This is a genomic window from Micrococcus sp. KRD012 (genome assembly GCF_017168555.1).
GTDB lineage: Bacteria > Actinomycetota > Actinomycetes > Actinomycetales > Micrococcaceae > Micrococcus > Micrococcus luteus.
Map to the genome: position 1 here is coordinate 1 of NZ_JABFBB010000014.1, position 14,136 is coordinate 14,136.

General features: G+C 75.4%; 12 protein-coding genes, 2 tRNA genes and 1 rRNA gene. 8 read left to right on the forward strand and 7 right to left on the reverse strand.

The window, feature by feature from the left end:
- Positions 1 to 76, forward strand: a 5S ribosomal RNA gene (gene rrf / locus J1M37_RS06345); the annotation flags it as partial.
- A gap of 129 nt (positions 77 to 205) precedes the next feature.
- Here rrf and J1M37_RS06350 read toward each other — a convergent pair.
- Complete coding sequence (locus J1M37_RS06350) at positions 206 to 634, reverse strand: hypothetical protein (protein ID WP_206452336.1); 429 nt, start codon at positions 632 to 634, stop codon at positions 206 to 208.
- Positions 635 to 765: 131 nt separating this feature from the next.
- Here J1M37_RS06350 and J1M37_RS06355 point away from each other — a divergent pair.
- Positions 766 to 842 (forward strand) — tRNA-Pro (locus J1M37_RS06355).
- A 64-nt stretch (positions 843 to 906) separates the two neighbouring features.
- Here J1M37_RS06355 and J1M37_RS06360 read toward each other — a convergent pair.
- From J1M37_RS06360 to J1M37_RS06380, 5 genes are all read right to left on the reverse strand, one after another.
- The gene (locus J1M37_RS06360; protein ID WP_095354062.1) at positions 907 to 1,269 is read right to left on the reverse strand and encodes a GNAT family N-acetyltransferase; all 363 of its coding nucleotides are present in this window, start codon (positions 1,267 to 1,269) and stop codon (positions 907 to 909) included.
- A gap of 58 nt (positions 1,270 to 1,327) precedes the next feature.
- Complete coding sequence (locus J1M37_RS06365; RefSeq protein ID WP_206452337.1) at positions 1,328 to 1,825, reverse strand: carboxymuconolactone decarboxylase family protein; 498 nt, start codon at positions 1,823 to 1,825, stop codon at positions 1,328 to 1,330.
- A gap of 92 nt (positions 1,826 to 1,917) precedes the next feature.
- Positions 1,918 to 3,477: a DUF5129 domain-containing protein gene (locus J1M37_RS06370; protein WP_206452338.1), complete on the reverse strand. Its 1,560-nt coding sequence runs from the start codon at positions 3,475 to 3,477 to the stop codon at positions 1,918 to 1,920.
- A gap of 62 nt (positions 3,478 to 3,539) precedes the next feature.
- Positions 3,540 to 4,280, reverse strand: a complete 741-nt coding sequence (locus J1M37_RS06375) for an NAD(P)-binding domain-containing protein (RefSeq protein WP_206452339.1) — start codon at positions 4,278 to 4,280, stop codon at positions 3,540 to 3,542.
- Positions 4,267 to 5,169, reverse strand: a complete 903-nt coding sequence (locus tag J1M37_RS06380; protein ID WP_206452340.1) for a fumarylacetoacetate hydrolase family protein — start codon at positions 5,167 to 5,169, stop codon at positions 4,267 to 4,269. The genes J1M37_RS06375 and J1M37_RS06380 overlap by 14 nt, the downstream gene beginning before the upstream one ends.
- A 65-nt stretch (positions 5,170 to 5,234) precedes the next feature.
- On the opposite strand from J1M37_RS06380, the gene J1M37_RS06385 reads away from it, so the two are divergent.
- The 4 genes from J1M37_RS06385 to treZ all read left to right on the forward strand — a co-directional run bounded on the left by J1M37_RS06385 (position 5,235) and on the right by treZ (position 11,276).
- A complete protein-coding gene (locus J1M37_RS06385; protein WP_206452341.1) occupies positions 5,235 to 6,278 on the forward strand; it encodes an aldo/keto reductase in 1,044 nt (347 codons plus the stop codon).
- A gap of 58 nt (positions 6,279 to 6,336) precedes the next feature.
- Positions 6,337 to 6,795, forward strand: a complete 459-nt coding sequence (locus tag J1M37_RS06390) for a hypothetical protein (protein WP_020625726.1) — start codon at positions 6,337 to 6,339, stop codon at positions 6,793 to 6,795.
- A 61-nt stretch (positions 6,796 to 6,856) separates the two neighbouring features.
- On the forward strand, positions 6,857 to 9,337 hold the full coding sequence (treY, locus tag J1M37_RS06395) for a malto-oligosyltrehalose synthase (protein ID WP_206452342.1): 2,481 nt from the start codon (positions 6,857 to 6,859) through the stop codon (positions 9,335 to 9,337).
- 10 nt (positions 9,338 to 9,347) lie between these two features.
- Complete coding sequence (gene treZ, locus J1M37_RS06400) at positions 9,348 to 11,276, forward strand: malto-oligosyltrehalose trehalohydrolase (protein ID WP_241250914.1); 1,929 nt, start codon at positions 9,348 to 9,350, stop codon at positions 11,274 to 11,276.
- Between the two features lie 13 nt (positions 11,277 to 11,289).
- Here treZ and J1M37_RS06405 read toward each other — a convergent pair whose 3' ends face one another.
- Positions 11,290 to 12,591: a DUF4032 domain-containing protein gene (locus tag J1M37_RS06405; protein ID WP_115165390.1), complete on the reverse strand. Its 1,302-nt coding sequence runs from the start codon at positions 12,589 to 12,591 to the stop codon at positions 11,290 to 11,292.
- A 107-nt stretch (positions 12,592 to 12,698) separates the two neighbouring features.
- Between J1M37_RS06405 and J1M37_RS06410 the strand changes: the two genes are divergently transcribed.
- Positions 12,699 to 13,571 carry a DsbA family protein gene (locus J1M37_RS06410; RefSeq protein ID WP_036315925.1) on the forward strand — a complete coding sequence of 291 codons (873 nt, stop codon included), beginning with the start codon at positions 12,699 to 12,701 and terminating at the stop codon, positions 13,569 to 13,571.
- Between the two features lie 119 nt (positions 13,572 to 13,690).
- Positions 13,691 to 13,767 (forward strand) — tRNA-Thr (locus J1M37_RS06415).
- Positions 13,768 to 14,136: the final 369 nt, after the last annotated feature.

The following is a 14,136-nucleotide window of genomic DNA, read 5'->3' on the forward strand; positions in this document are numbered from 1 at the left end:
GAACCCGGAAGCTAAGGCCCACAGCGCCGATGGTACTGCAGCCGGGAGGTTGTGGGAGAGTAGGTCGCCGCCGGACATTCTTTGAGGGAGGGCCTCGCACCGTTGGGTGCGAGGCCCTTCCCGCATTCCCGGGAGGATTCACCGGGCGGCCCCGTGCGATCTGCACGGGGCTTTCTGCGTTCCCGGGTGCATTCCCCCGCGGCGCTCAGAGCTCCTCGCCGGCCCGCAGCCGTGCCGTGAGCGCGCGGGTGAGTCGGCGGTGCAGCCGGCCGTGCTCCGTGCTCTGCTCCCGAAGGCGCGCGTGCACGGCGTCGGCATGGGCGGGCTTCTCCGAGTCGGGGATCGCGAGGAAGTCGCGCAGCAGCGGCTCCAAGCGCCCGGTGAGGGCGAGCACGAGCTCCTGGGTCTCCACGGGTCGTGTGCGCTGCAGGCGAGTCCAGGCCGGCCCGTACTCGGCGGCGTGCTCGACCATCTCCCACGCGAGGGCCCAGCTGTCCGGGCGCAGTCGGTGCCGCTCCGCGCGCAACAGCCGTCGCAGGGCGGCCACGGCCTCTTCGAGCTCGGCAGCGGCCGGGGCGCCGTCGTCGTCGGGGGAGGGGCTGGCGGAGGAGTGCAGGAACGGCCACCAGCTCATGCCGGCCTCTCTCGGATTCGTCGGGTGCGCAGAGGTCTCACGCGTGCGATTCTGCCCCGCATCTCGGTTTGGCGGCACCCGGTGCGGCTGGTATAGTCGGTCTCTGTTGGATTCAGGTCTGAGACCTCCAACGGGGTGTGGCGCAGCTTGGTAGCGCGCGTCGTTCGGGACGACGAGGCCGCAGGTTCAAATCCTGTCACCCCGACCAGAAAGAGCCCCCGCCGGATCGGCGGGGGCTCTTCTCGTCTCCGGGTGCTCACCGGGTGCGGGCGTCAGTCCTGGCGGGACTCCAGGAACTGGAGATGCTCGGCGCGGGCCGGGTCCACTTCGCCGGCCACGTCGTCGTGTTCGTCCACCCAGTCCTTCACGTACGGGCACACGGGGACGATCCGGCGGCCCGCGGCCACGGTGTCCTTCAGCGCCTCGCGCACGAGGTTCGAGGCCAGGCCCCGGCCCTCGTACTCGTGGTCGACCTTGGTGTGCGGGAAGATTCGCTGGGCCGGGCCGTCGGCGGTGTCGTCGTCGATCGCCACCGTGAAGCCGGCCACCGTGCCCGCGTCATCGACGACGATCTCGTACCTCTCCCCGTTCTTGCGGACCTGCGGGTGCTCCAGGCTGGGGGTCTGCTCGGTCATGGTCGGTCCTCTCGTTCCTGGGTGGATCCCGCCGCCGGGCCGGCGACGGGGAGGAGGGTCAGCCGTCCCGGCGCCGCACGGGGTGATGGGACAGGATCGAGATGCGGTTCGTCAGGTTCATCACGATCGCGACCCACTGCACGGCCGCGTACTGGGCGTCCGTGAGCACAGCGGCCGTGGATGCCTGCACGTAGTTCAGCTGCTCCTGCTCGGGGAGGTCCGTGACCGCCTCGGCGAGCTCGAGCGCGGCGCGCTCCTGCTCCGAGTACACGGCCCCGGCCTCACGCCACGCCGGCAGCAGCCCCAGGCGCTGCACGCTCAGGCCGGCGTCGGCGCCCTGGCGGGTGTGCCGGTCCAGGCAGAACACGCAGCCGTTGAGCTGAGAGACCCGAAGGTTCACGAGCTCCACGAGCTGCCGGTCCAGCCCGGCCTGCTCGGCGGCGCCGCGCGCGGCCGAGGCCAGCGGCCCGACCGCGTGCCACGCCTCGGGCACGGCCTTGTCGAGGTAGAACGCGAGGGGGTCCTGGCGGGGTGCGGGGGTGTCAGCGGCGGTCATGGTCCTTCAATGTCTCGCAGAACGGGGCGGTGGGCCAGGGACCGGGTGCCCGGCCCGGACGAGCTTCCGGCTCAGATCCGGCCCCGATCAGTTCAGAATCGGCCGGACGAGCCCGCCCCGGAGAACGAGCCGCCCGAGGATCCGTAGCCGGTCCCGGAGGAGCTGGACTGCGCCTGGCGGTGGTCCTGGACGGACCGCTCGCCGGCCTGGTGGCCCGTGGTGAAGGCCACCACCGTCCAGTAGGCATCCGCCGGCAGCGCGGAGTCCAGGATCGAGCCGCGCGCGGACCGGGCCGGGCTACGGTGCGAGCGCAGCTCGTCGCGCAGCAGCTCACGCTCGGCCTCGTCCTTGCCGAACGCCGCCACCTCGGCGTCGGCGAGGGCGGAGACCAGCCCGGTCAGGCGACGCCGCAGCGCGTCCAGCTCGTCCAGCGCCGCGGCCGGGGTCAGGCGCTCGTCCTGCAGGTCCGCACCCAGCGCCTCGAGCCGGTCCTGGGCCTCGGTGCGGAAGGACTCCAGCGCGGCGACCGCGGACCGGACGGGTCCGGCGGAGCCGACGGAGGAGGCCAGCGTGCCGACGGCGTCCAGGTCGGCCCGCAGCGGGGCGGTCTGCTGATCCCACGCCGCCGGCCACCCCGGGTGGCGGTTGAGGAAGGTGTTCGCCGCGGCCACGGCGTCGTCGAGGCGGTCGAGCTCACGGGCGCGGTCCCGGACGTCCTCCGCGGCCCGGGCATGCTCCGTGCGATGCAGGCTGCGCTCCGGCAGGGCCTCGAGGCGGTCCAGCTCCGCCGACGCATCGAGCGCCTGGCGTCGGAAGTTGCGGAAGCGCTCCATCAGCGCGGCCGCGTGGGGCGAGTCCTCGGGCACCGTGGACGCGTTCACCTCGGTGGCGTCCATCTCCAGGGTGACGGAGGTCAGGTGGGTGCGGGCCTCGGCCAGCAGGTCGGCCGTCCGACGGCGGCGACGCCGTCGGCTCGCGAGCGCCGCGGCCGCGGCGCCGCCGCCCGCCACACCGACGATCCCCGCGCCGAACCACAGCTCGGGAGCCTGCCACCAGGGGCGCCCGATCAGCTCGGCGGCGGCGTCCGTCACCTCCACGACCGTGTCCGTCCACCGGGCCGCACGGGCCGCCTCGTGTCCGGCCTCGCGCACCTCCCGCAGCTCGTCCGTGCTGAGCATCCGGTCCTCGCCCACGTACACCCCGATCAACCGGTTGTCCGGGTCGAGCGCCACGATCACGAGGCCGTCGGCCCATTTCTGGCCGTCCGCGCTGATCCAGTCCGGGTGCTCCGCGCGAGCCCGCTCGAGCACCCGCCCGTTGAACGCCTGAGACGCGCGGTCGTCGTCCAGCGCGGACAGGTCCGGGCCGCGCTCGGTGACCACGGCGACGCGGGTCGGCTCCCGGAACTCGATCCCCGCCAGGTCACGGCGCAGCTGGGCGGGGTCGATCACGCCCGCGTCATCCACGAGCTCCACCTGGTCCCAGGCCACGGCGTGGGCCTGCGGCGCGGCGGCGACGACGGCGCCCGTCACCCCCGCCGTGACCGGCAGGGCGACGACGGTGGCGGACGCCGCCGGCCCGGTGAGGGCGGCGGCGGACAGGGGGACTGCGGCGAGCGTGCGGCGGGCGGTGCGGTGCGTCGGACGGGTCACGGAGGCCTCCTGGGAGGGTCGGCGGTCCCGCCCAGCCTAGGCACAGCCGGGCGGGTGGCGCCTCAGCCGGTGGGCGCGTCGGCGAGCAGCGCGGCGAGCCGGCCGGCGTCGTGCGCGGTGCCGAACCCCGCCGCCCCTGGCTCGAGGACCCCGGCCCGGTCGAGGCCGGTGTAGGGGACCGCGTCGAAGCCCATCGCGGTGACGAGGGCGACCACCGCGTCGCGCGCGGCGGCGACCGCGGCCGGGTCGGCCGCCGCGTCAGTCGGCTCGGTGCCCACCGCGAGGGCGCGGCGCGGGGCCGTGGCGCGCCCGGCGTCCTCCAGGTCGTGATGCGAGATCTCCGAGAACGCGCGCACGACGGGCACGCGCAGCCCCGCCGCGGCCCAGCGCGCGGCGATCCGGACGGAGCCGGGCGCGCCGTCGTCGTCGAGCCACGCCGGGACCGGCTCGTCCCCCCAGGTGTTCGTCAGGTCCACCACGGCGCGCGTCGCCGGCCCGGCGAGGGTGAGCGGGTCGACGTCGTCGAGCGCCTCGCGCGGCACGGCCACGACGACGAGCTCCGCCTCCGCCGCCAGGTCCTCGGCCGACACGGCGACGGCCTCGGGCGCGTAGATCGTCAGGTGACGCTGGACCGCCGCGGGGCGCCGCGTGCCCGCGACCATCACCCGCGGGGCGGCCGTGCCCGGGGAGAGGCGGGGGATGCGCGCGATCGCCCGTGCCAGCGCGGTGCCCGCCCGCCCCGCACCGAGGATGCCGACGACGCGGGGCAGGGCGTCCGCCGGCGCCGCCTCAGACGAGCTCATTGCGCTGGCGTCCCAGCCCGGTGATCTCCACCTCGACGACGTCGTCGGGACGCAGCCACGGGCGGCGGCCCTCGGCGTCCCGGCGGGCCAGGGCGACCCCCGCGGGCGTGCCGGTCAGGATCAGGTCGCCCGGGTTCAGGGTGATCAGCTGCGAGGCGTAGGAGACCAGCTCGGCGGGGGAGAAGACGACGTCGGCGACCCGGTCCTCCTGACGCAGCTCGCCGTTGACGTGCGTGAGGACGCGCGCGTCCGCCGGGAACTCGTCCGGGGTGACCAGCCACGGACCCACGGGCGTCGAGGCCTCCCACACCTTGCCCTGCAGCCACTCGGAGGTGCGGCCCTGGAAGCCGCGCATGGAGATGTCGTTGGCCACCGCGTAGCCCGCGATGTGCTCCGGGGCGTCCTCGACGGCGATGCGCCGGCCCGGCTCACCGACCACGATGCACAGCTCGCCCTCGTAGTCGACCCGGTGGTCCTCCTCGGGGACCTCGATCGGGTCCAGCGCACCCGTGAGGGACTGCGGGAACTTCGCGAACAGCGTCGGATGCTCGGGGCGATCCAGGCCCGTCTCGTCGATGTGGTTCGTGTAGTTTAGGCCCACGCAGAACACCTTGGTGGGGAAGGGCACGAGCGTGTCGTAGACGAGGCCGGAGGTGTCCAGCAGGAGGGACCGGTCGGCCTGCGCCGCGCGGAGGGCACCCTCCACCATGTCCCGCTGCTCCTCCGGCGTGGCGGTGAGGTACTCGCCGACGTCGCGACAGTCCGGCAGGGCGACGGCGCGCACGGCGACCTCGGGGTCCTCGGGGTGCACGGAGGTGATGACCGCGGCGAACGTGGCGCCGGGGTAGGCGGCGTCGGAGTCGGGCTGACGGAACGTGGCGAGCTTCATGGGCCCATCCCATCACAGGGCGGCGGGTCCGGGTCCGGCGCGGGCGGACGTGAGACGGTGAGACCATGACCACAGCCCCCACGCATCCGCCGCTCGACCCCGACCCGACCCCGGCCACCCCGATCGTCCTCGGGACCATGGCCTGGGGCTCCGTTCCCCCGCCGCCCCCGGACGCCGATCCGGGGGCGGTGCCGGAGGGGCCCGCGGGCGAAGCCCAGGCCGAGGCGGCCGTGGAGCGCGCCCGCCGCGCCCTGCGTGCCGGGATCGAGGCCGGCGTCGACCTGCTGGACACCGCGGACATCTACGGGGCCGGCCGCTCCGAGGAGACCGTCGGCCGGCTGCTGCACGAGCTGCCCTACGAGGAGCGCTCCGCCCTGAAGGTGCAGACCAAGTGCGGGATCGTCCTCCACGAGACGGACCCGGCCGGGCGGCGCCTGACCCGCTACGACTCCTCGCCCGAGCATGTGCGCGCCTCGCTGGAGGGCTCGCTGGCCCGCCTCGGCGAGCAGCGCGTGGACACCCTGATCATCCACCGGCCCGACGTCCTCACGCCCGTGGCCGACACCGTGCGCGCCTTCCTCGACGCGCGGGAGGCGGGCCTGGTCGGCAAGCTGGGCGTCTCCAACCTCGGCGTGGGCCGCGTCCTCGAGTTCCAGCGCGAGCTCGAGAGCCAGGCGGCGGACGGGACCGGGTTGGCGTGCGTCCAGGTCGAGCTCGGCCTGCACCACCGCACCCTCGTGGAGGCGGTCGTGCTCGCCAACCACCCGGACGCCCCCGCGGACGCCGACGCCGGGCGCCTCGGCCCGGTGTGCGCCGCGGAGGGGATCGAGCTGCAGGCCTGGGGTCCGCTGGGGCAGGGTCGGTTCAGCTCCGGCGACGACGGCGCGGCCGGCGTCGTCGGCGAGGTCGCGGCGGAGCTGGGCGTCAGCCGGGAGGCCGTGGTGCTCGCCTGGCTGCTGCGCCTGCCGTGGGGCGTGCGGCCCGTGATCGGCACCCAGGACCCGGAGCGCGTCGCCGCGTGCGCCGAGGCGGCCTCCGTGGCCGAGGCGATGGACTCCGCGCAGTGGCACCGCCTGTGGACCGCGGCGCGGGGCCGGCCGCTGCCTTGACGAGGCGCGACCGGCCGCGTGCCCTCCCGCCGGAGTGAGGCCTGTGTCACACTGGGACATGGACTTTGCGAACGTCGACCTCGTGACCCCCTGGATCCTCTACTGGCTGGCCTCACTGACCCTCGTGGTCGGCGGCACGCTCGTGGTCGTCGGCCTGTGGCGTGCCCGGCGGCACCGGCGCTTCGCCGCGACCCACGGCCGCAACCCGGAGATCGGACTCCTCGAGGACACCCGCACCCAGCGCGGGGTCGGGGCTGTCGCGCTCGCGGCCGCCGTCGCCCTCGGCGCGACGGGCGCCGTCCTGCACGTCCAGGGTCTGGACGCGTTCCGCGGCAACCTCGAGGCGAAGTACGGCTACACCGCGGTGGACCGCATCCGCCAGTCCGGCCCCGGCTTCGTGGCCGATCTGACCCAGGCCGACGGCACCGTGCTGCGCGACGAGATGGTCCTGCTGGAGTCCTCGGGCGAGCCCGTCGTCGGGGAGGACATCTTCGCCCGTCCGGTCGAGACGCGTTGACCTTCCCGCCCCGGCCCGTCGGGCCTGATGCCGCGTCGGGGGCCTCTGTTAGCGTCGCCGCGTGAGCACCTCGACCGTCCGTTCCGCCCCCGCGTCCACCTACCGGCTCCAGGTCAGCCCGGATCTGCCGCTGGAGTCCGTGGCCGGGCTCGTGCCCTATCTGCGGCGCCTGGGCGTGGACTGGCTCTACCTCTCGCCGCTGCTCGAGGCCGAGCCCGGCTCCGACCACGGGTACGACGTCGTGGACCCCACCCGGCTGGACGCCGCCCGCGGCGGGGCCGAGGGGCTGGACATGGTCGCGCGCGCCGCGCACGAGGCGGGCATGGGCGTGCTCGTGGACATCGTGCCGAACCACGTGGGCGTGGCCACGCCCCAGGCCAATCCGGCGTGGTGGGACGTGCTCACCCACGGTCCCGAGGCGGCGCATGCGGCGTGGTTCGACGTGGACTGGGCGGCCGGCGGCGGGTCCCTGCTCATCCCCGTGCTGGGAGACGGCCCTGACGGGGACGCGGACGCGGAACTGGACCGTCTCGTCGTCGACGCCGAGGGCGGCCGTCTGCGCTACTGGGACAACGTCTACCCCCTCGCCCCCGGATCGCTCGAGGCGGCCGAGGCGGAGACCGGGCTGCGCGCCGCGGAGGTCTTCGCGGCGGCGGACCCGGCGAAGGAGCCGACCGCGGAGCAGGCCCGCCTGGCCCGCGCCGTGCACGACCGCCAGCACTACCGGCTGGTCGGCTGGCGCCGCGGTGACGCCGAGCTGAACTACCGCCGGTTCTTCACCGTCACCACGCTCGCGGGCGTCCGGGTGGAGGAGCCCGAGGTCTTCGACGCCGTCCATGCCGAACCCGCCCGCTGGGTCCGCGAAGGGCTCGTGGACGGGCTGCGCGTGGACCACCCGGACGGCCTGGCGGACCCGGCTGGCTACGCGCGGCGCCTGCGCTCCCACGTGCTCCCGGAGGGCTACCTCGTGGTGGAGAAGATCCTCGAGCCCGGCGAGGCGCTGCCCGCGGACTGGCCCGTGGACGGGACCACCGGCTACGACGCGCTCGGCGAGGTCGAACGCGTCTTCATGCACCCCGAGGCCGCGGGCGATGCGGCCGAGGACGCGCGCCGTCGTCGGGAGTGGGACGAGGTCGTGGTGCGAGCCAAGCACGACGTGGCCACCGGCTCCCTCGCGACCGAGACCGCCCGGCTGGTCCGGGAGGTCCGCGCCGTGCACGCCCTCGGTGCCCACCCGGACGAGGACGTGGCCGCCGCGTTCGCCGCCGTGCTCGCCCGCCTGCCGGTGTACCGCACCTACCTGCCCGTCGGCCTGGCCGTGCTCGAGGGTGCGCTGGCGGACGCGGCCGCGGCGGAGCCGGGCCTCGCCGACGTGCTCGGTGACCTGCGGCCCGAGCTGACCGACCCGGACTCGCCCGTGGCCCGCCGGTTCCAGCAGACCTCCGGCATGGTGATGGCCAAGGGCGTCGAGGACCGGTCCTTCTACCGGTACACGCGGTGGGCCAATCTGAACGAGGTCGGCGGAGACCCCTCCCACGTCGCCCTGTCCCTGGCCGACTTCCATGCCGCCCAGCAGGCGCGCCAGGCCGCCTGGCCGACGGCCATGACCACCCTGAGCACCCACGACACCAAGCGCGGTGAGGACGTGCGCGCCCGCATCGCCGTGCTCGCCGAGGAGCCCGACCGCTGGGCCGCCGAGCTCGCGGAGCTGAGGCGCCTCCACCCGCTCGGCCACCCCGACGCGGAGCGGCTGCTCTGGGAGTCCATCGTGGGCGTCTGGCCCACGGACGGCACCGCGCCGGAGGAGGAACGGATCCTCGGCTTCTTGCAGAAGGCCTCCCGCGAGGCGGCCCTGGCCACCACCTGGACGGACCAGGACCCCGAGTTCGAGGCCCGGCTCGCCGCGCTCGCCGCCGCCGTCACCTCCCCCGAGGGGCCTGCGCGGGGCGTGCTGCAGGCCGTCGCGGACCGTATCGCCGAGCCCGGCCTCGTGGTCCAGCTCGGCCACAAGCTCGTCCAGCTCGCCGCCCCCGGCGTCCCCGACGTCTACCAGGGCACGGAGGTGCCCTTCCCCACCCTCGTGGACCCGGACAACCGCCGCCCCGTGGACTTCGCGGCCCGGGCCGACCTGCTGGACCGCCTCGACGCCGGCCACACGCCCGGCCTCGACGACCCCGCCGCCGCCAAGCTGGCCGTCGTGGCCGGCGTGCTGCGCGCCCGCCGCGACCGGCCCGAGCTGTTCACCGGCCACCGTCCGCTCGACGTCTCCGGCCCCGCCGCCGAACACGCGATCGCGTTCGACCGGGGCGGGGCGCTCGCCGTGGCCACCCGCTGGCCCGTCCGCCTGGCGGCCGCGGGCGGCTGGGGCGAGACCGTCGTGACCGTGCCGGCGGGGCGGTGGGAGGACGCCGTCACCGGCCACCCCGTCCACCCCGACGCGCGCGGCGCCGTGTGCCTCGACGAACTGCTCAGCACCCTGCCCGTCGCGCTGCTCGTCCCGGCGCACGACCCGTCCGACCGCCGAGAGAGGACCGCCCCGTGACCGAGCCCCCCTGGACCCCGCCGCGGCCGAGCGGGCCGCCGTCGACGCCGCGCGCGCCGTCCCCTACGCCGTGTGGGCGCCGCACGCCGAGAGCGTCGACCTCGTCCTCGTCGACACCGAGCCCGGCGCCCTGCATGACGCCGAGGACCGCTGGCCCGTCGCCGCCGTCGTGGCCATGGCCCCCGCCGCCGGAGGCTGGTGGACGCCCACGGAGGACCCGCTGGCCGCCCTTGGCCTCGACGCCGCCCAGCCGCCGGCCGACCCCGGCTACGGCTACCGCGTGGACGGGGCGGACCCCGTGCCGGACCCCCGCTCCCGCCGCCAGCCCGACACGGTCCACGGGCCCTCCCGCCGCGACGTCGCCGGCCGCGCCTTCGCGTGGCAGGACGAGGGCTGGGCCGGGCCGCCCGGGGTGGAGTCCGATCCGGCCGCGCCCCAGGGCGGCGGCCTGCGTGGCGCCGTCCTCTACGAGCTGCACGTGGGGACCTTCACGGCCGAGGGGACCCTCGACGCCGCCATCGCCCGCCTGCCGCACCTGACGGACCTCGGGGTCACCCACGTCGAGCTGCTGCCCGTGAACTCCTTCTCCGGGCCGCGGAACTGGGGCTACGACGGGGTGGCGTGGTTCGCCGTCGACGAGTCCTACGGCGGCCCCGCCGCCTACCGCCGCTTCGTGGCCGCCGCCCACGCCGCCGGCCTCGGCGTGGTCCAGGACGTCGTGCACAACCACCTGGGCCCCTCCGGCAACTACCTGCAGGTGTTCGGGCCGTATCTGGGTCAGGGCGGCACCGGCTGGGGCGACGGCCTGAACCTGGACGGCGCCGACTCGGACGAGGTGCGCCGGTTCGTCCTGGACAACGTCCGCTTCTGGCTCGAGGAGATGCGCGTGGACGGGCTGCGCCTCGACGCGGTGCACGCCCTGCGGGACACCCGCGCCGTGCACCTGCTCGAGGAGATGGCCGCACTCGCGGACGGGATCGCGGCCCGTGCCGGCCGACCCGTGCCCCTCCTGGCCGAGTCCGACCTCAACGACCCACGTCTGGTGCTGCCCCGCCACGCCGGCGGGCTCGGCCTCGCCGCGGCCTGGAACGACGACGTCCACCACGCCCTGCACGTGGCCGCGACGGGGGAGACCCACGGCTACTACGCGGACTTCGCCCCGCTGGAGGCTGTGGCCAAGGTCATGGAGCGCACCTACTTCCACGACGGCACCCGCTCCACCTTCCGCGGCCGCGACCACGGCCGGCCCGTGCCGGACGCCATCCCCAACCACGCGTGGGTGGCCAGCATCCAGAACCATGACCAGGTGGGCAACCGCGCCGGCGGCGACCGCACCGCGGCCGCGCTGTCCGAGGGCGCGCTCGCGGCCGAGGCCGCCCTGCTGCTGACCGGCCCGCACGTGCCGATGCTCTTCATGGGGGAGGAGTTCGCGGCCTCGACGCCGTGGCCGTTCTTCACCTCGTTCCGCGAGCCCGAGCTCGGGGACGCCGTCCGGCAGGGACGTCGCCGCGAGTTCGCCGCCCACGGCTGGGATCCGGACGACGTCCCCGACCCGCAGGACCCCGCCACGCGGGACGCGGCCGTGCTGGACTGGGCGGAGGCCGCGGGCGGCGCGGACGGCCACGGCCGGGGAGCGCGCGTGCTCGCCGCCTACCGCATCCTGATCGGTCTGCGCCGCACGCTGCCCCAGCTCACCGACCCCCGCCGCGACCGCGTCCGGGCCGAGGTGGACGCGGCCCGGCGCCACGTGCGCCTCACCCGCGCCGGCGCGGACGCCGACGTCATCCTGCTCGTCGCCCTCGGCGCGGACCCGCTGCCCGTGCCCGCGGACCTGGCGCGGGCCGAGCTGCTCACCGGCCACGGCGACGACGGCCCCCTCGGCCCCGGCACGGCGCCGGCGGCGGTCCCGGCCCCCGGCTTCCTGCTCCTGCGCCGCTGAGCCGCGGCCGGCGTCAGTCTGCGTCCGCGGGCGGGACGGCGCGCAGCATGGTGGTCGTGGGGTGCAGCGCCACCGCGTCCTCGTCGCGGCGGGCCCGCAGCACCGTGTCCACGTAGGAGTCCACCACCTCCTGCAGGGGCACGGCCTGGCCGCGGGCCTCGGAGAGGTACCAGCGGTGCTCGAGGAGCTGGTGCATCACCTCGGCGGGCTCGAGCTTGGCCCGCAGCTCGAGGGGCACCGAGCGGACCACGGGGTCGAACACTTCCACCACCCAGCGGTGCGCCGCGCCCTCGATGTCCATGTACGGGTCCCACTCCCGGCGGGCGGCCTCGATGTCCACGAGCAGCCGCCGGGCCTGGTTCTCCTGGACCTCGAGTCCCGTGAGGCGGGTCAGCCGACGGCGGTGGTAGCCCGCATGGACCTCGACGGGTCGGGCGATCATCATCCCGGGGGCGTCGGCGGCGCGCAGCGAGTACTCGGCCAGCTCGAAGCCGAGCTCCTGCAGGCGGCGGACGCGGCGGTCCAGGCGCCACGGCTCGGCGCGGGGGAACAGCAGGGGCCCGGTCAGCTCGTCCCACAGCCGCCGGTAGGAGGCCACGAGCAGGTCCGGCGTGGTGACGGGGTCCACCTCCGGGTCCAGCAGCCCGCTGGCCTGCAGGTCCAGCAGCTCACCGCCCACGTTCACGGCGGCCACGTCCAGGTCGTGCTCGCGCTGGCCGGTGGACAGCCGCTGCCGGAGCTCGCCGGTCTCGGCGTCCACCAGGTGGGCGGCGAACCCGCCCGCGTCGCGCCGGAACAGGACGTTGGACAGGGAGACGTCACCCCAGAAGAACCCCTCGAGGTGCAGCTCCACGAGCAGGGTCGCCAGCGCGTCCATGAGCCGCACGAGGGTGCGGCGCTCGAGGCGCTCCGAGAACACGGCGCGGTACGGCAGGGAGAAGCGCAGGTGCCGGGTGACGAGGGCGGCGGGCAGCGGCGTGCCGTCGTCGTGGGTGCGCCCGGTGACCACGGCCACCGGCACCACCGACGGCGCGGGGCCCCGCTCGAGCCGGCGCAGCAGCCGGTACTCGTGGAACGCGAGCTCCTCCGTGGTCTCCTTCACCGCCACGATGCCCCCGCCCATGCGGGCGAAGCGCACCACGTGACGGGAGATGCCCCGCGGCAGAGCCGCCAGCACCTCACGCGGCCACGTCTCGAGGGGGAGCGCCCAGGGCAGGGCGAGCAGCGACGTCGCCGGGTCCTCGGAGGCGTCCCCCGAGGGGGCCCCCGTGATGGTCAGTCGATCGACGGGGGAGGGGGTCTCGACGGTGTCCATGGTCACGATCCTTCCAGACAGGGCCGCTATGCTCGCCTGGCGCGGCGCGCCCGCTGCCCGCCGGCTCCGGTGCTCGACCCGGACCGACTGCCCCACGAGGAGGACCCTTGGCCCGGAACACGTCAGGCTCGCACACCTCGGCGAAGGACGCCCGTGCGCGTGCCCGCCAGATCCAGGAGGAGCAGCGCAGGAAGGACCGCCGCCGCCGCACCGGCGTCATCTGGGGCTCGGTCCTCGCGGCGGTGCTCGTGATCGGCCTCGTCGTCGCGTTCGTGCTCAACCGCAACGGCGACGACGCCGCGGCCGCCGGCCCCATCCCCGCCGTGACGAACGAGCAGGGCGGCATCGAGTTGACCTCGGCCACGGGCCTGGCGGAGGGCGCGGGAGAACGCGAGGTCGACCCCTCGAGGATCGAGGTGCCGAAGCAGTCCGCGAGCTCCCAGCCCGAGACCCTGCCGGACACCGAGGCCCGGGCGGACGGCGAGCCGACGCGGATCGTGCTCTACGCGGACTTCAACTGCGTGCACTGCGCGGACTTCGAGACCTCCAACGCGGACCAGATCGAGCAGTGGCTCGAACAGGGCGAGGCCACGGTCGAGTACCGGATGGTGGACTACCTGAGCGCCCCGAACAACCAGAACTACTCGGCCCGCGCCGCCAACGCCGCGTACTGCGTGGCGGACCAGAAGCCCGAGGCCTACAACGGCTTCGTGGCCGCCCTGTTCGCCACCTACGACGAGCACCAGGGCAAGGGCCTGGACAACGCGGCGATCACGCAGCTCGCGCAGGAGCACGGCGCGGACATCGCCTCCTGCGTCGAGGACGGCACGTTCCGCTCCGCGGTCGAGCACACCACCCGCCAGGCGCGCGTCGCCGGCGTGGCCGGCACCCCCACCGTGTTCGTGGACGGGAAGAACTGGGCCCTCGACGGCGAGGACAAGACCTTCGCCGATTGGGCGGGCGCCAAGATCGCCGGCTGACCCGGCTGACCCGTCGCCGAGGTCCGCGGGGCGTCCCCACGCAGGGGGCGCCCCGCGCCGTCCGCCCGGGCCTTGTACGCTGGAAGGGCCGGCCGCGGCGCCCCGGGCGCCGGCCGCAGGCCTCCTTAGCTCAGCTGGCCAGAGCAGCTGCCTTGTAAACAGCAGGTCGCCGGTTCGAATCCGGCAGGGGGCTCCACCCCACCGCGGGCCCGACGGCGCCGCGCACCTCCGCCGGGAGGGCGCGGCGCCGTCGTCGTGTCCGGCGCGGGCCGACGCTGGGGCGCCGCTGTGCGCGCCCGTGGCCATCCGCCGGGCTTGGCTGGCGGATCCGCCAGAGATGCCTCGACCATCCGCCAGACTTCGACCCTGGGCCTCGTCGTGACGGAATCGTGACCTTACCGTGATCCCAGTCACCCCGGCCCGAGCCCCTCGGGCACCCGCGTCCGGTGGCCCAGAACTCCGAGGAGATCCCGTGCAGTCCTCCCCACTCCGCAGCACCCGCCGCCGCATCGGCGCCCTCGTGGCCGGCGCCGTCCTCGCCGGAGGGGGCCGCGAGCGCGGGGGA